Genomic DNA, 14,816 nt, shown 5'->3' on the forward strand with positions numbered 1-14,816 from the left:
CGCCGCTCATCACTGATCGGCATCCCATACACCGAATCGATGCCCCCGGCGTCCTCCCACGCCTCACCGATACGACCATGCGCACCGAACGTCCCCACCCCGTGCTTATGGAAGATCGACCCCGACACGTAATCCTGCCGAATCGCCGTCCCGTTCAGCACCCGCGACTCATCGGTGTCGGGGAACCCGTAGACGGAGTCGATCCCCCCGGCCCGGGTCCACTTGCGCCCGATGCTGCCGAGGGTGACGTGCGCGTCGGTGGCCTGAGACCAGGTGATCGTGCCCTGGGCGAAGTCCTGCTGCAGGCCGCCCTGCACCTCGCGCTGTTCGCTGGTCGGCTGCCCCAGCCCGGCGAAGCCGCCCTTCTCGAGCCACTTGTCCTCGATGACCCCCGAGACGTCGTAGTCGACGAAGGGGTCGCCGTTGCGGTCGAGAACGACGACGGAGTCCCCGTCCACCAGGATCGCGCAGCCCGTCGAGAAATCGGTGCGTTCGACCCCGTCCACGACGCGGGCGATCCGGGAGACGGTGCCGAGCGTGGACCGACCCCCGACCGCAAGGTACGCGTCGTAGGCGGAGGTGCGGTAGTCATCGTCCAACCGTTGCTGCACGAGGTCCCGGAGGCCGCTGATCTGGGAGTACGCCGCGCCACCGGGGCACGCGGTGGAGACGCTGGCTGCATCCCGGTGCCCGAAGACGCGACGTTGGCTCTTGGAGTCGATGGTGACGCGGTCGTCCACGTCGAAGACGTAGGCCCCGCCGAGCTTCCACGCCATGATGTAGGCGACCGCGTTGAGGGCCTTGGACGAGGCGGACGAGGAGGAGTGGTTGCCGATCATGCAGACCCCGACGGTGCCGGTGTTCGATCCCGTCGCGTGCGCACCGATGACGTGGCGCTCGAGGCCGCCCGCACGGCCCTCGTAGATCGTGCCGAAGCGGTCGACCAGCGCGTTGTAGCCCAGGTCCGCCCAGCCGTTGGTCTGAGTGTGGTACGCCAGGTAGCCGCGGAGCAGTCCGGGCACCTCCGCCGCGGTGTAGCTGTTGTACCCGCCGGAATGATGGAGCACGGCCGCCTTCAGTCCGGAGGCGTAGCGGGGGGAGCCGGAGGTGAGCGACTCGTTCGCTCCCCAGGTGTCCCGCATGACGACCAGTGGGGCCCCGACTCCCGGCCGCTCGCCGTCGCGGTAGGTCATGCGGGCACGCGGGTTGGTCTGCGCCGCCAGCTCCTCGTCGGCCGCGGTCTGGGTCGTCACGATCAGGTGCGCGGTGATCTCCTCGCCCAGCTCGCTGCCGCCGAGCTCGGCACGGATCTGCACCAGGGAGCAGGCGCCGCCCAGCCAGATGGCCTGGGCACTGGTCGCCTCCTGGGTCTCGGACTCCTCCTCCGCCTCGAGGCTCACGAGGTCCTCCATCGCGAACCACTCGGTGAAGGAGCCGTCCGCGGCGAGCCGGCCCCGGACCTCGAGCACGTCGGGGTGGTCGCCCTTCCAGGTGGCACCGACCATGGTGACGCCCTCCTCGGCGACCTCGCGCACGGTGGTGCCGTCGACGGTCGTCGTGGCCGCGTCGGCGAGGTCCACGTCGATGATGCGCGTCTCGTCCTCCGGGTCGGCCCAGGCGGGGGCGGTCCCGGCGACCACGGCGGTGGCGGGGACGGAGGCTGCGGTGGCGGCGAACAGGCCGCGACGGCTCAGTCCGCGGCGGGCGGGGGACTCGGGGGCGGAGGGGCGGATCTCGGACATGGGGAAGCTCCGGGGTCGGGGACGGTCGGGCGCCGGGACGGCACCCACCGGGCACGCTAACGCACCCGCCCCGCCCGGCCGTGGAGGCTGCGAGCTGCGGATATGCCAGAAGGGCGGGATATCGGGGCGAACCCGACATCCCGCCCTCCGGGGCGGTCGCGCACTGTGGCGCGGCGCTCAGTTCTCCGAGGCGGTGTCCTCCGCGGGGGTCTCCGCGGCAGCGGTCTCCGCGGGGGCATCGGCCTTGGCGGCGTTCTTGGCGGCGCCCTCGGCCTCCTTCACCACGGCCTGCTTGGGGGAGTACTCCTCCTGCACCAGCTCGATGACGGCCATCGGGGCGTTGTCGCCCTTGCGGGGGCCGATCTTGGTGATGCGGGTGTAGCCGCCCGGGCGCTCGGCGAAGATCGGGGCGATCTCCTCGAACAGCGAGTACACGACGCCCTTGTCACGGATGGTGCGCAACACGCGACGACGGGAGGCGAGATCGCCCTTCTTGGCCTGGGTGACGAGACGCTCGGCGTAGGGCCGCAGGCGCTTGGCCTTGGTCTCGGTGGTGGTGATCGCCCGGTGGCGGAACAGCTCGGTGGCGAGGTTGGCGAGGATCATCCGCTCGTGCGCGGGGGACCCTCCGAGGCGCGCGCCCTTGGTGGGAGCAGGCATGGTCGTTCTCCTTGGTCAGATGAAGGTCAGTACTGGTCGCCGAAGTCGTCGGAGTAGGAGTCCAGGGCCGAGGGATCGAACCCGGCCGGGGAGTCCTTCAGCGACAGGCCGAGCTCGGCCAGCTTCGCCTTGACCTCGTCGATGGACTTCTGCCCGAAGTTGCGGATGTCCAGCAGGTCCGCCTCGCTGCGCGCGGTGAGCTCGCCGACGGTATGGACGCCCTCGCGCATCAGGCAGTTGTACGAGCGCACGGTGAGGTTCAGGTCGTTGATCGGCAGCGCCAGATCAGCGGCCATCGCCTGGTCCGTCGGGGAGGGGCCGATGTCGATGCCCTCGGCCTCCTGGTTCAGCTCGTGGGCCAGGCCGAACAGCTCGACCAGGGTCTTGCCGGCGGAGGCCACCGCGTCGCGCGGGGAGATGGCCGGCTTGGTCTCGACGTCGACGATCAGCTTGTCGAAGTCGGTGCGCTGCTCGACACGGGTCGCCTCGACCTTGTAGGTGACCTTCAGGACGGGCGAGTAGATCGAGTCCACGGGGACGCGGCCGATCTCGCCGTCCAGGGCCTTGTTCTGGGCGGCGGAGACGTAGCCGCGGCCACGCTCGACGATCAGCTCGATCTCCAGGCGGCCCTTGTCGTTCAGGGTCGCGATGTGGAGCTCGGGGTTGTGGATCTCCACGCCGGCCGGCGGGGTGATGTCCCCGGCGGTGACCGCGCCCTCGTCGTCCTTGCGCAGGTACATGACGACGGGCTCGTCGTTCTCCGAGGAGACGACCAGGTTCTTGACGTTCAGGATGATCTCGGTGACGTCCTCCTTGATCCCGGGGACGGTGCTGAACTCGTGCAGCACGCCGTCGATGCGGATCGAGGTGACCGCGGCACCGGGGATGGAGGAGAGCAGGGTACGGCGCAGCGAGTTGCCGAGCGTGTAGCCGAAGCCCGGCTCGAGCGGCTCGATGACGAACCGGGAGCGATTGTCCGACACGACCTCTTCGGTCAGCGTGGGGCGCTGTGCAATGAGCACTGTGGGTCCTTTCCGCGAGCGTCCGCCATATGACGCTCAGAAGGGGGTGATGAGTCCGGGAGGGGTGGAGCGGTGGTCCCGGGGCACGCCGGGGCGCGCCGGGAACCGGGGTCGGCCCGCCGGTGAGGACACCGGGGACCGACGCGGATCAGACGTGGCGGCGCTTGGTGGGGCGGGTGCCGTTGTGCGCCTGCGGGGTGACGTCCTGGATGGAGCCGACCTCCAGCCCGGTCGCGGAGAGGGAGCGGATCGCGGTCTCGCGGCCCGAGCCCGGGCCCTTGACGAAGACGTCGACCTTCTTCATGCCGTGCTCCTGGGCGCGGCGCGCGGCGGCCTCGGCGGCCATCTGCGCGGCGAAGGGGGTGGACTTGCGCGAGCCCTTGAAGCCGACCTGGCCGGCGGAGGCCCAGGAGATCACGGCGCCGGTGGGGTCCGTGATCGACACGATCGTGTTGTTGAACGTGCTCTTGATGTGGGCGTGGCCGTTGACGACGTTCTTCTTGTCCTTGCGGCGCGGCTTGCGCGCGGCTCCCTGGCGGGTCTTGGTTGCCATGCGGCAGAACTCCTCTGGTGGGTATGGGGTGCGCCGGATCCCTCAGCGGCGCGAGTTCGGGGGTCCCGGGGCGCCAGCCCCGGACCGGTCCACGGAGAACCGTGGGTCAGCGAGCCTTCTTCTTGCCCGCGACGGTGCGCTTGGGGCCCTTGCGGGTGCGCGCGTTGGTCTTGGTGCGCTGACCGTGCACGGGGAGACCACGACGGTGCCGCAGGCCCTCGTAGCTGCCGATCTCCACCTTGCGGCGGATGTCGGCCGAGATCTCGCGGCGCAGATCGCCCTCGATCCGGTAGTTCTCCTCGATGTGGTCGCGCAGCTGGACGAGCTCGTCGTCGCTGAGCTCGCGGACCCGCTTCTCGCCCGGGACGCCGGTCGCGGCCAGGGTCTCCTGGGCGCGGGTGCGGCCGATGCCGAAGATGTACGTCAGGGCGACCTCGAGGCGCTTCTCGCGCGGAAGGTCGACTCCCACCAGACGTGCCATGTGCAGTTACTCCTCATTCGTGCGGAGGCCTGATCCGACACCTCGCCGCCGGGCTGCTCCCGGGACGCCGCAGCCTCCGATCTGCGGGTGACCGGTCGCCCGCGGGCTCCCGGTGGTGTCGTCTCTTCACTTGTGGTGCCCGCCTGGGGCGGGCGGGTGCCCCGGCTACTCCCGGGGCGGCCACCGCTTCGGTGGCGTGGTCACGGCGGACCGGGGATGAGCTCCTCGCTCAGCCCTGGCGCTGCTTGTGACGCGGGTTCGAGCAGATGACCATGACGCGCGAGTGGCGACGGATCACCTTGCAGTTGTCACAGATCGGCTTGACGCTCGGCTTGACCTTCATGACTTCCTTCGTTGGGGGCTTCCGGGGATGCCGGGACGATCACTTGTAGCGGTACACGATGCGACCCCGGTCGAGGTCGTAGGGGCTCAGCTCGACGACCACCCGGTCCTCGGGGAGGATGCGGATGTAGTGCTGGCGCATCTTCCCGGAGATGTGCGCGAGCACCTTGTGCCCGTTGTCGAGCTCGACGCGGAAGCGCGCATTCGCGAGCGCCTCCGTGACCGTGCCCTCGACCTCGATCACGCCGTCCTTCTTGGCCATGCCTCCCCAATCTCCCGACGCCGGCGTCCGGCGCACGGGTTCCGCATTCATCTCCGCGCTGACGGTTCGCACCGGGCCCCACGGGATGGCGGGGCCGGACGGTGCGAGAGCGGTCCGGTGCGCGGGCGACCGGGGCCACCGGGATCAGGGGATCTCGGGGCCGGAACGGCCGGTGGTGTCGGGCTCCGGAACGGGTCCGGGGCCGTGTCCGCGCGCGGAACACACCCGATCGACCAGCCTACACGCCCCCTGCGGGACCCGCGAGGGGCCGGGCGATGATGCCGGTCACGTCACTCCCCTGCTCACGCGCCGACGTCGGCGCGGAGTGGCTCAGGCGATCGGATCGGGCGCGGGGGCGAGGCCGGCGGCGCGCAGCCGCTCCGCTCCCCCGTCAGCGGCGGTGAGCACGAGCAGACCCTGCGGGGTGACGGCGACGGAGTGCTCCTCGTGGGCGGCGCGGCCGCCGCCGGTGGCGCGGATCGTCCAGTCGTCGTCCTCGAGCACCCAGTCCCCGGGACCCTGGATCAGCATCGGCTCGATCGCCAGGCACATGCCGGGGCGCACGGCGGGCCCCTTGGTGCGGGTGCGGTAGTTCATCACGTCCGGCGGCTGGTGCATGGCGGTGCCGATGCCGTGGCCGCCGAAGTCCTCGAGGTGGGAGAGCTCCTCCCCCGCCAGCTCGGCGACGCGGTCCTCGACGGCGGCGCCGATCTCCCCGACCCGGCGGGCGGTGCCGAGCGCGACGATGCCGGCCCACAGTGCCTCCCGGGTGACCTCGACCAGGCGTTCGTCGGCGGCGGAGCGGGGCGCGCCCACGATGTGCGTGCGGGCCGCGTCGGAGTGCCAGCCCTCGACGATGCAGCCGCCGTCGATGGAGACCACGTCGCCCGCCTCGAACGGGACGTCGCCCGGGATGCCGTGGACCACGACCTCGTTGACGCTGATGCAGAGGGTCGCCGGGAAGCCGTGATAGCCCTTGAAGTTCGGGGTGGCGCCCTCGTCGCGGATCATCGTCTCGGCGAGGGCGTCGAGCTGGGCGGGGGTGATGCCGGGGCGCAGCTCGGCGGCGAGCATGTCGTGCACCCGGGACAGCAGCAGCCCGCTGCGGCGCATCAGCGCGATCTGCTCGGGGGACTTCAGCTCCACCCGCTCGCGTCCGATCACGGGGCGAGCGCCTCCCGCAGCGCGGCGGTGACGTCCTCGATCGAGGCCATGCCGTCCACCCGGCGCAGGATGCCGCGGGACTCGTACACCTCGACCAGCGGCGCGGTCTGCTCGGCGTAGACGTTCTGCCGGTGACGGATGGTCTCCGCGGTGTCGTCGCTGCGGCCGGACTCGCGGCCGCGGGCCAGCAGGCGCTCCACGACGGTGTCGGTGTCGGCCTCCAGCAGCAGCACCCGGTCCAGGGGGGTGCCGAGCTCGGCGAGCATCCCGTCGAGCGCCTCGACCTGGTCGAGGGTGCGGGGGTACCCGTCCAGCAGAAAGCCCTCCGCGGCGTCGGGCTCGGCCAGGCGCGAGCGCACCATGTCGTTGGTGACGGAGTCGGGCACGTACTCGCCGGCGTCCATGTAGGACTTCGCGAGCACGCCCAGCTCGGTCTCCTGGGAGACGTTGTCCCGGAAGATGTCGCCGGTGGAGATCGCGGGGATCGCCAGCTCCTCGGCGATGCGGGCTGCCTGGGTGCCCTTGCCGGCGCCGGGGGGACCGACGATCAGCAGGCGACGGGCGGGGGCGGTCGGGGTCGTGCTGCTCATCGGAGGATCCCTTCGTAGTGGTGCTGCTGCAGCTTCGCGTCGATCTGCTTCACGGTGTCCAGGCCCACGCCGATGATGATCAGCAGGGAGGCGCCGCCCAGCGGGAAGTTCTGCGAGGCCCCGAGGTACACCAGCGCGAACAGGGGGATCAGGGAGATGATCGCCAGGTAGATCGCGCCCGGGGTCTGGATGCGGTTGATGACGTACTGGAGGTAGCGCTCGGTCGGCTTGCCTGCGCGCACGTTGGGCACGAAGCCCCCGTACTTCTTCATGTTGTCGGCGATCTCCTCCGCGTTGAAGGTGATCGAGACGTAGAAGAAGGCGAAGAAGATGATCAGGGCGACGTACACCAGGGCGTAGATCCAGGAGAAGCTCGCGCCCATCACCAGGTGGGTGTTGATCCAGTCGACCCACGGCTCGCCGGGCTCGCCGAAGGAGGCGGCCATGGTGGGCAGCGCCAGGATCGAGGAGGCGAAGATGACCGGGATGACGCCGGCCTGGTTCACCTTGATCGGGATGTAGGTGGAGGTGCCGCCGTACATGCGGCGGCCGACCATGCGCTTGGCGTACTGCACGGGAATCCGCCGCTGGGACTGCTCCACGAAGACCACGCCGAGCATCACCAGCAGGGCGATGAGGATGACCAGGGAGAAGGTGAGCCAGCCCTGCAGCTCGAAGATCTGGCCGAGGGCCACGGGGAACGACGCCGCGATCGAGGTGAAGATCAGCAGGGACATGCCGTTGCCGATGCCGCGCTCGGTGATCATCTCGCCCATCCACATGATCAGCACGGTGCCGACCGTCATGGTGAGGACCATCAGGACCAGGGCCGGGATCGACTGGTCCGGGATCAGCTCGAGGGTGCAGCCGGGGAAGAAGTTGCCCGAGCGCACCAGGGTGATGATCGTGGTGGACTGCAGGATCGCCAGGCCGATGGTGAGGTACCGGGTGTACTGCGTGAGCTTGGCGGTGCCCGACTGGCCCTCCTTGTGCAGGGCCTCGAAGCGCGGGATCACCACCCGCAACAGCTGGATGATGATGGAGGCGGTGATGTAGGGCATCACGCCGAGGGAGAAGATCGACAGCTGCAGCAGCGCCCCGCCCGAGAACAGCGAGACCATGCCGAGCACGCTGCTGCTGCCGGCGGCCTGGCTCTGGTCGGAGCAGGTCATCACGTTGGTGTAGTCGAAGCCGGGCGTCGGGATGAACACCCCGAGCCGGTACACGGCGAGCAGGCCCAGCGTGAAGAGGATCTTGTTCCTCAACTCCGGGGTGCGCAGCGCGCGCACGAACGAGTTCACGGATCTTCCTCCTGATGGTCCGGGTCCGCGCCCGCGACGGGGCGGTCCCTGCGGGCACCGCCGGGGGTCACGCCCTCGCACCGGCCCCGATGGCACAGCGACGGGGCACCGCGGCACAGGCTATTCTGCGCCGCGATGCCCCGTCAAAAGAGACTCACGCGGTGGTGACGGACCCACCCGCCGCGGTGATCTTGGACTCCGCCGAGGCGGAGAACTTCTGGGCGGTGACGTCGAGCTTGACGCTCACGTCGCCGGTGCCCAGCACCTTCACGGGCTGGTTCTTGCGCACGGCGCCCTTGGCGACGAGGTCCTCGACCGTCACGGTGCCGCCCTCGGGGAACAGCTCCTGCAGGGTCGACAGGTTCACGACCTGGAACTCGACGCGGAAGGGGTTGGTGAAGCCGCGCAGCTTCGGCAGCCGCATGTGCAGCGGCATCTGCCCGCCCTCGAAGCCGGCAGGCACCTGGTAACGGGCCTTGGTGCCCTTGGTGCCGCGACCGGCGGTCTTGCCCTTGCTGGCCTCACCACGGCCGACGCGGGTGCGCGCGGTCTTGGAACCGGGCGCGGGCCGCAGGTCGTGGAGCTTCAGCGGGTTCTTCTCAGTGTCTACCATGGGGAATCAGTCCACCTCTTCGACCGTCACCAGGTGGGTGACGGCGCGGATCATGCCGCGGATCTCGGGGCGGTCCTCCTTCACCACCGAGTGACCGATGCGCTTGAGGCCGAGGCCGCGCAGGGTCGCCCGCTGGGACTGGTTCCCGCCGATGTCGGAACGGATCTGGGTCACCTTGAGCTGCATCAGGAACCCACCTTCTCCGCACGAGCCGCCGCGCGGCCCTCGGCCTGCGCTCGCAGCAGGGCCGCCGGGGCGACCTGCTCGACGGAGAGACCACGGCGGGCGGCCACGGCCTCGGGCTCCTCGAGCTGCTGCAGGGCGTCGACGGTGGCGCGCACGATGTTGATCTGGTTGCTCGAGCCGAGCGACTTCGACAGCACGTCGTGGACGCCCGCGCACTCCAGCACGGCGCGGACGGGACCGCCCGCGATCACGCCGGTACCGGGGGCGGCGGGACGCAGCAGGACGGTGCCCGCGGCGTCGTGGCCCTGGACCGGGTGCACGACGGTGCCCTGGACGCGGGGGACGCGGAAGAAGTTCTTCTTCGCCTCCTCGACACCCTTGGAGATCGCGGAGGGGACCTCCTTGGCCTTGCCGTAGCCCACGCCGACGGTGCCGTCGCCGTCACCCACGACCACGAGGGCCGTGAAGGAGAAACGACGACCGCCCTTGACGACCTTCGACACGCGGTTGATGCTCACCACGCGCTCGAGGAAGGTCGACTTCTCGGCGTCCTGGCCGCGGCCGCGGCCCTCGCCGCGGCGGCCGCCGCGGTCGTTGCCACCGCGACGGTCGTTGCCGCCGCTGGTGGTGTCGTCCCGCCGGCCGGAGGCCGCGGGACCGTTGCTTCGCTGCTGTGCAGCCATGTTCAGATCCTCTTCTCGTCCTGGTTCCGGGGGGCGATCACAGCGCCAGGCCGCCCTCGCGGGCGCCGTCGGCGACGGCGGCCACGCGGCCGTGGTACTGGTTGCCGCCGCGGTCGAACACGACGGCCTCGACGCCGGCCGCCTTGGCGCGCTCGGCGACCAGGGTGCCGACGGTGCGGGCCTTGTCCGACTTCGTGGCGGAGGCGGCGCGCAGGTCGGCCTCCATGGTGGAGGCGGAGGCCACGGTGCGGCCCAGGGAGTCGTCGACGACCTGGACGAACACGTGACGCTGGGAGCGGGTGACCACCAGGCGGGGGCGCTCGGCGGTCCCGATGACGCGGCGACGCACGCGGAGGTGACGACGCCCGCGGGAGCGCAGCTTGCTGCCGCGGTTGCCCTTGGTGTGCTTGAGTGCGTACCCCATGATCACTTACCAGCCTTTCCGGCCTTGCGCAGCACGGTCTCGCCCGCGTAGCGCACGCCCTTGCCCTTGTAGGGCTCGGGCGGACGGATACCACGGATCTTCGCGGCGACCTGTCCCACCTGCTGCTTGTCGATGCCGTTGACGGAGAACTTGGTCTGGTTCTCGACGGCGAAGGTGATCCCCTGGGGGGCCTTCACGACGACCGGGTGGGAGAAGCCGAGCGCGAACTCGAGGTCGGTGCCCTTCGCGGTCACACGGTAGCCCGTGCCCACGATCTCCAGCTTCTTCTCGTAGCCCTCGGTGACGCCGAGGACGATGTTGTTGACGAGCGTGCGGGTCAGGCCGTGCAGCGCACGGTTGTCCTGCTCGTCGTCGGGGCGGCGGACGAGCAGGGAGCCGTCCTCCTGCCGCTCGATGGTCAGCGGGGCCGGGACCCGGTGCGAGAGCTCGCCCTTGGGGCCGGTCACGGTGACGGTGTCGCCGTCGATGGTGACGTTCTGGACGGCTGCCGGCACGGGGACCGGACGGAATCCGATGCGGGACATATCTAGAGTGCTCCTCTCCCGCTCACCAGATGTAGGCGAGGACTTCCCCACCCACACCCTTCTGGGCAGCCTGCTTGTCGGTCAGGAGGCCGGAGGACGTGGACAGGATCGCCACGCCCAGGCCACCGAGGACCCGCGGCAGGTTGGTGGACTTGGCGTACACGCGCAGGCCCGGCTTCGAGATGCGGCGCACGCCGGAGATGGCGCGCTCCCGGCTGTCGGAGTACTTCAGCTCGAGGACGAGGCTCTTGCCCACCTCGGCCTCCGCCTCGCTCCAGCCCAGGATGTAGCCCTCGGCCGTCAGGATGTCGGCGATACGCGCCTTCAGCTTCGAGTACGGCATGGTCACGGTCTCGTGGTACGCCCCGGAGGCGTTCCGGATCCGCGTGAGCATGTCCGCGATCGGGTCGGTCATGGTCATGTCTGTCGCTTCTTCCTCACCTGGTTTCCCTCGGCCGCATGATGGCGGTCAGGGGACCTGTGGCGATAGTCCTTACCAGCTGCTCTTGGTCACGCCGGGGAGCTCACCGCGGTGAGCCATCTCCCGCAGGCACACGCGGCACAGCCCGAACTTCCGGTACACGGAGTGGGGGCGGCCGCAGCGCTGGCAGCGGGTGTACGCGCGCACCGAGAACTTCGGCTTGCGCTCCGACTTCTTGATCAGGGCGGTCTTGGCCATGTCAGTTCTCCTTGAAGGGGAAGCCGAGCAGCTTGAGCAGCGCGCGTCCCTCGTCGTCGGTCTTCGCGGTGGTCACGACCGTGATGTCCATGCCGCGCACGCGGTCGATGCGGTCCTGGTCGATCTCGTGGAACATGACCTGCTCCGTGAGACCGAAGGTGTAGTTGCCGTTGCCGTCGAAGTGCTTCGGCGACAGCCCGCGGAAGTCGCGGATGCGCGGTAGCGCGGTGGACAGCAGGCGGTCCAGGAACTCCCACATGCGGTCGCCGCGCAGGGTGACGTGCGCGCCGATCGGCATGCCCTCACGCAGCTTGAACTGCGCGATGGACTTGCGGGCCTTGGTGACCTGCGGCTTCTGGCCGGTGATGGCGGCGAGATCGCGGATCGCGCCGTCGATGACCTTCGAGTCGCGGGCGGCGTCGCCGACGCCCATGTTCACGACGATCTTGGTCAGACCCGGCACCAGCATGACGTTCTCGTAGCCGAACTGCTCGGTGAGCTGGCCCTTGATCGTCTCGCGGTAGGTGGTCTTGAGGCGCGGGGTGGGCGCCTCGGCGGTGGTGGTCTCGGTCATCTCAGATGTCCTTCCCGGAACGCTTGCCGTACCGCACGCGCACCTGCTTGGTGCGGCCGTCCTCGAGCTCGACGGTCTCGACGCGGTAGCCGACCTTGGTCGGCTTGTTGTCCTCGGGGTCGACCAGCGCCACGTTGGAGACGTGGATGGACGCCTCGCGCTGCTCGATGCCGCCCGCGCCACCGGCCTGGGTCGGCTTGAGGTGGTGGGTGCGGCGGTTGACGCCCTCGACGAGGACGCGCTCGGTGTCCGGGAAGACCTCGAGCACTCGACCCTGCTTGCCCTTGTCGCCGGCCTCGAGACCGCGCTTGGCGGCCTTGTCGGCATCGCTCGAGCGGCCGGTGATGACCTGGACCAGGTCACCCTTCTTGATGTTCATCTTTGCCATGTCACAGCACCTCCGGTGCCAGCGAGATGATCTTCATGAACCGCTTGTCGCGCAGCTCGCGGCCGACCGGCCCGAAGATGCGGGTACCGCGCGGCTCGCCGTCGTTCTTGAGGATCACCGCCGCGTTCTCGTCGAAGCGGATGTAGGACCCGTCGGCGCGGCGGCGCTCCTTGGTGGCGCGCACGACGACGGCCTTGACGACGTCGCCCTTCTTCACGTTGCCACCGGGGATGGCGTCCTTGACGGTCGCCACGATGGTGTCGCCGATGCTGGCGTAACGGCGACCGGAGCCACCGAGAACACGGATGCAGAGAATCTCCTTGGCACCCGTGTTGTCGGCGACCTTGAGTCGCGACTCCTGCTGAATCACTCCGTACTCCTGTCGTCTCGCCGGTTCTCACCCGCCTCGCGGGACCGAGCCTGGCGGAACGGATGGTGGACCGTTGCCCGACGGAGCACCGCGGGGGTCCTCGTCGGAACGGACGGCGGCGGGCATCAAAAAACCCTCCGTCGGACTCGGGCACATGCTCTTGGGCCGGGGCCGGGCGAGCGGTGCGAGGTCTCCGTCGGGGGATGGACGCTGCCGTCCGCGCCTCCCTCGTGATCCCGCGGACGGGCGCACCAGGAAGTGCAACCCTGCAAGCATACGGGCTCCGCGCCCGTGGGCGGAAGGGCGGCCGGGGACGGACGGCTGTGTCCTTGCTCATGCGAGGGCGTCCACGGGCCCGACGTGATGCAGGCGGCACGGGGTCGGGAGGCATCGGGCGCCCGGACACCGTATCGTCATCGCTCGGACGTCCCCCGTCCACCATCCCCACCGCCCGCGTCACGCGCGCTCCCGCGCCCGCGTGCCCCCACCCGCGAGCACGGGCCCTCCGGCCCGGCAGGCAGGAGACGGCAGAGCCGATGTCCACCCCCACGGCCCCTCCCCCGATCACCGAGGACGGCAGCGCCCGCGGCGGCCTGCTCGGTCCCGACCGCTGGTGGAACCTGTCCTTCGGCCTCGTCGGGGCGCTGACCCTGGTGCTGTTCACCGCCTGGACGCTGGACTACGCGCTGGCGGACGCCCCGCGGATCATCCTGCTGCTGGCGATCCTGTTCGGCCTGTTCATGGCCTTCAACATCGGCGGCAACGACGTCGCCAACTCCTTCGGCACCAGCGTCGGCGCCGGCACCCTGTCGATGAAGCAGGCGCTGCTGGTGGCCGCCGTCTTCGAGGTGACCGGGGCCGTCCTGGCCGGCGGGGAGGTCACCGACACCGTCCGCAGCGGCATCGTGGACCTGGAGACCATCGCCGGGGACCCGATGGACTTCGTGGTGATCATGATGTCCGCCCTGCTGGGCGCCGCGGTGTGGCTGCTCATCGCCACCCGCATGGGCTGGCCGGTCTCCACCACCCACGCGATCATCGGCGGCATCGTCGGCGCCGCCGTCACCATCGGCATCGTCTCCGGGGTGGGCGGCCTGGAGATGGTGCAGTGGAGCGAGATCGGCCAGATCGTCGTCTCCTGGTTCCTCTCCCCCGCCCTCGGCGGCCTGGTCGCCTACCTGCTCTACGGCGCGATCCGGCACCACATCCTGGTCTACAACGAGAAGGTCGACGAGCGCCTGGCCGCCCTGCGGGAGGCCCGCGAGCAGCACCTCGCCCATCGCCACCGCACCGCCCACGAGCGCCTCGACGAGATCCAGCAGTCGGCCGATACCGGCTCCCCCACCCCTGTCCACGACGCGGACCCGGTCGCCGCCGAGCTCGCCGCGGCCCGGGCGGGGGACGCCGCGGAGCCGGACCCGACCCTGGAGAGCCTCGAGCAGCAGGCCCGCGAGGTCCACGCGCACCGCGCCCTGATCGTCTTCGTGCCGCTGTTCGCCGCCGTCGGCGCCGTGGTGATCACCGCGATGCTGCTGTTCAAGGGTCTGAAGAACCTCCACCTGCAGATCGGCATCGAGGGCAACCTGCTGATCATGGCGATGGTCGGCGTCGCCGTCTGGATGGCCGTGTTCATCGCCGCCCGCGCCCTGCGCGACCAGGAGCTCTCCCGCTCCACCTTCCTGCTGTTCAGCTGGATGCAGGTGTTCACCGCCTCCGCCTTCGCCTTCTCCCACGGCTCCAACGACATCGCCAACGCGATCGGCCCCTTCGCCGCCGTGCTCGACGTCCTCCGCAGCGGCTCGGTGCGCGAGGAGTCCGCCGTCCCCACCGCGGCCCTGCTGGCCTTCGGCATCGCGCTGATCGTGGGCCTGTGGTTCGTGGGCAAGCGCGTCATCGCCACGGTCGGCACCGGGCTCACCCGGATGCACCCGGCCTCCGGCTTCGCCGCCGAGCTGGCCGCCGCGAGCGTCGTGATGGGGGCGTCCCTGCTGGGCCTGCCCGTGTCCTCCACCCACATCCTCATCGGCGCGGTGCTCGGCATCGGCCTGGTGAACCGCTCGGCCAACTGGAAGCTGATGCGGCCGATCGCCCTGGCCTGGGTGACCACCATCCCCGCGGCGGCCGGCCTCGGTGCCGTCTGCGCCCTGGCGCTCCGCGCCCTGTTCTGAGCCTGCACCGCCCGGGGCGCGGTCCTCGCCGATCCCCGCCCGTGCACCGGGCACGACCGCCCGGGGCTC

General features: G+C 70.2%; 21 protein-coding genes. 1 reads left to right on the top strand and 20 read right to left on the bottom strand.

The features are described from left to right. The 20 genes from OM98_RS00005 to rplN form a co-directional block, all read right to left on the bottom strand. The coding region (locus tag OM98_RS00005) for an N-acetylmuramoyl-L-alanine amidase (protein ID WP_010532501.1) at nt 1-1,742 on the bottom strand (1,742 nt) is incomplete at its 3' end. 177 nt (nt 1,743-1,919) lie between these two features. Further along, complete coding sequence (gene rplQ, locus OM98_RS00010; protein ID WP_010532502.1) at nt 1,920-2,402, bottom strand: 50S ribosomal protein L17; 483 nt, start codon at nt 2,400-2,402, stop codon at nt 1,920-1,922. A 26-nt stretch (nt 2,403-2,428) separates the two neighbouring features. Continuing rightward, nucleotides 2,429-3,424 (bottom strand): DNA-directed RNA polymerase subunit alpha, encoded by a 996-nt coding sequence (locus OM98_RS00015; RefSeq protein WP_010532503.1) that lies wholly within the window; start codon nt 3,422-3,424, stop codon nt 2,429-2,431. 148 nt (nt 3,425-3,572) lie between these two features. Then, a complete protein-coding gene (gene rpsK, locus OM98_RS00020; protein WP_010532504.1) occupies nt 3,573-3,977 on the bottom strand; it encodes a 30S ribosomal protein S11 in 405 nt (134 codons plus the stop codon). Between the two features lie 106 nt (nt 3,978-4,083). Next, nucleotides 4,084-4,458, bottom strand: coding sequence for a 30S ribosomal protein S13 (gene rpsM, locus OM98_RS00025; protein WP_010532505.1), 375 nt, complete (start codon nt 4,456-4,458; stop codon nt 4,084-4,086). Nucleotides 4,459-4,687: 229 nt separating this feature from the next. Further along, a complete protein-coding gene (gene rpmJ, locus OM98_RS00030; protein WP_010532506.1) occupies nt 4,688-4,801 on the bottom strand; it encodes a 50S ribosomal protein L36 in 114 nt (37 codons plus the stop codon). A 39-nt stretch (nt 4,802-4,840) separates the two neighbouring features. After that, on the bottom strand, nt 4,841-5,062 hold the full coding sequence (infA, locus tag OM98_RS00035) for a translation initiation factor IF-1 (RefSeq protein ID WP_010532507.1): 222 nt from the start codon (nt 5,060-5,062) through the stop codon (nt 4,841-4,843). A 330-nt stretch (nt 5,063-5,392) separates the two neighbouring features. Then, a complete protein-coding gene (gene map / locus OM98_RS00040; protein WP_010532508.1) occupies nt 5,393-6,226 on the bottom strand; it encodes a type I methionyl aminopeptidase in 834 nt (277 codons plus the stop codon). Then, nucleotides 6,223-6,816, bottom strand: a complete 594-nt coding sequence (locus tag OM98_RS00045; protein WP_010532509.1) for an adenylate kinase — start codon at nt 6,814-6,816, stop codon at nt 6,223-6,225. Before OM98_RS00045 ends, map begins: the two co-directional genes overlap by 4 nt. Further along, nucleotides 6,813-8,117 carry a preprotein translocase subunit SecY gene (gene secY, locus OM98_RS00050; RefSeq protein WP_010532510.1) on the bottom strand — a complete coding sequence of 435 codons (1,305 nt, stop codon included), beginning with the start codon at nt 8,115-8,117 and terminating at the stop codon, nt 6,813-6,815. Before secY ends, OM98_RS00045 begins: the two co-directional genes overlap by 4 nt. 154 nt (nt 8,118-8,271) lie before the next feature. Then, on the bottom strand, nt 8,272-8,730 hold the full coding sequence (gene rplO / locus OM98_RS00055) for a 50S ribosomal protein L15 (RefSeq protein ID WP_010532511.1): 459 nt from the start codon (nt 8,728-8,730) through the stop codon (nt 8,272-8,274). A 6-nt stretch (nt 8,731-8,736) separates the two neighbouring features. Continuing rightward, nucleotides 8,737-8,919 (bottom strand): 50S ribosomal protein L30, encoded by a 183-nt coding sequence (gene rpmD / locus OM98_RS00060; RefSeq protein WP_029362593.1) that lies wholly within the window; start codon nt 8,917-8,919, stop codon nt 8,737-8,739. After that, nucleotides 8,916-9,599 (bottom strand): 30S ribosomal protein S5, encoded by a 684-nt coding sequence (rpsE, locus tag OM98_RS00065; protein ID WP_010532513.1) that lies wholly within the window; start codon nt 9,597-9,599, stop codon nt 8,916-8,918. Before rpsE ends, rpmD begins: the two co-directional genes overlap by 4 nt. Before the next feature lie 37 nt (nt 9,600-9,636). Further along, nucleotides 9,637-10,023, bottom strand: a complete 387-nt coding sequence (gene rplR / locus OM98_RS00070; RefSeq protein ID WP_010532514.1) for a 50S ribosomal protein L18 — start codon at nt 10,021-10,023, stop codon at nt 9,637-9,639. Nucleotides 10,024-10,025: 2 nt separating this feature from the next. Next, nucleotides 10,026-10,568 carry a 50S ribosomal protein L6 gene (gene rplF, locus OM98_RS00075; RefSeq protein WP_010532515.1) on the bottom strand — a complete coding sequence of 181 codons (543 nt, stop codon included), beginning with the start codon at nt 10,566-10,568 and terminating at the stop codon, nt 10,026-10,028. Between the two features lie 22 nt (nt 10,569-10,590). Then, a complete protein-coding gene (rpsH, locus tag OM98_RS00080) occupies nt 10,591-10,989 on the bottom strand; it encodes a 30S ribosomal protein S8 (RefSeq protein ID WP_010532516.1) in 399 nt (132 codons plus the stop codon). Between the two features lie 72 nt (nt 10,990-11,061). Then, entirely contained in the window at nt 11,062-11,247 is a 186-nt protein-coding gene (locus OM98_RS00085) for a type Z 30S ribosomal protein S14 (protein WP_010532517.1), read from the bottom strand. A gap of 1 nt (nt 11,248) precedes the next feature. Further along, on the bottom strand, nt 11,249-11,821 hold the full coding sequence (gene rplE / locus OM98_RS00090) for a 50S ribosomal protein L5 (RefSeq protein ID WP_010532518.1): 573 nt from the start codon (nt 11,819-11,821) through the stop codon (nt 11,249-11,251). A gap of 1 nt (nt 11,822) precedes the next feature. After that, nucleotides 11,823-12,209 (bottom strand): 50S ribosomal protein L24, encoded by a 387-nt coding sequence (gene rplX, locus OM98_RS00095; protein ID WP_010532519.1) that lies wholly within the window; start codon nt 12,207-12,209, stop codon nt 11,823-11,825. A 1-nt stretch (nt 12,210) separates the two neighbouring features. Then, nucleotides 12,211-12,579, bottom strand: a complete 369-nt coding sequence (gene rplN / locus OM98_RS00100) for a 50S ribosomal protein L14 (protein ID WP_010532520.1) — start codon at nt 12,577-12,579, stop codon at nt 12,211-12,213. Nucleotides 12,580-13,115: 536 nt separating this feature from the next. Here rplN and OM98_RS00105 point away from each other — a divergent pair. After that, on the top strand, nt 13,116-14,747 hold the full coding sequence (locus OM98_RS00105; protein WP_010532521.1) for an inorganic phosphate transporter: 1,632 nt from the start codon (nt 13,116-13,118) through the stop codon (nt 14,745-14,747). Nucleotides 14,748-14,816: the final 69 nt, after the last annotated feature.

The organism is Brachybacterium squillarum M-6-3, from assembly GCF_000225825.1.
Taxonomy (GTDB): Bacteria; Actinomycetota; Actinomycetes; order Actinomycetales; family Dermabacteraceae; genus Brachybacterium; species Brachybacterium squillarum.

Bases quoted from the DNA above. Each gene is read 5' to 3' on its own strand.
- rplF (WP_010532515.1), bottom strand. From the start codon at position 10,568: ATGTCCCGCATCGGATTCCGTCCGGTCCCCGTGCCGGCAGCCGTCCAG.
- OM98_RS00085 (WP_010532517.1), bottom strand. From the start codon at position 11,247: ATGGCCAAGACCGCCCTGATCAAGAAGTCGGAGCGCAAGCCGAAGTTC.
- rplR (WP_010532514.1), bottom strand. From the start codon at position 10,023: ATGGGGTACGCACTCAAGCACACCAAGGGCAACCGCGGCAGCAAGCTG.
- OM98_RS00105 (WP_010532521.1), top strand. From the start codon at position 13,116: ATGTCCACCCCCACGGCCCCTCCCCCGATCACCGAGGACGGCAGCGCC.
- rpsM (WP_010532505.1), bottom strand. From the start codon at position 4,458: ATGGCACGTCTGGTGGGAGTCGACCTTCCGCGCGAGAAGCGCCTCGAG.
- rplO (WP_010532511.1), bottom strand. From the start codon at position 8,730: ATGGTAGACACTGAGAAGAACCCGCTGAAGCTCCACGACCTGCGGCCC.
- infA (WP_010532507.1), bottom strand. From the start codon at position 5,062: ATGGCCAAGAAGGACGGCGTGATCGAGGTCGAGGGCACGGTCACGGAG.
- rplE (WP_010532518.1), bottom strand. From the start codon at position 11,821: ATGACCGAGACCACCACCGCCGAGGCGCCCACCCCGCGCCTCAAGACC.
- rplX (WP_010532519.1), bottom strand. From the start codon at position 12,209: ATGGCAAAGATGAACATCAAGAAGGGTGACCTGGTCCAGGTCATCACC.
- rpsK (WP_010532504.1), bottom strand. From the start codon at position 3,977: ATGGCAACCAAGACCCGCCAGGGAGCCGCGCGCAAGCCGCGCCGCAAG.
- rplQ (WP_010532502.1), bottom strand. From the start codon at position 2,402: ATGCCTGCTCCCACCAAGGGCGCGCGCCTCGGAGGGTCCCCCGCGCAC.
- OM98_RS00045 (WP_010532509.1), bottom strand. From the start codon at position 6,816: ATGAGCAGCACGACCCCGACCGCCCCCGCCCGTCGCCTGCTGATCGTC.
- rpmJ (WP_010532506.1), bottom strand. From the start codon at position 4,801: ATGAAGGTCAAGCCGAGCGTCAAGCCGATCTGTGACAACTGCAAGGTG.
- rpsH (WP_010532516.1), bottom strand. From the start codon at position 10,989: ATGACCATGACCGACCCGATCGCGGACATGCTCACGCGGATCCGGAAC.
- rpsE (WP_010532513.1), bottom strand. From the start codon at position 9,599: ATGGCTGCACAGCAGCGAAGCAACGGTCCCGCGGCCTCCGGCCGGCGG.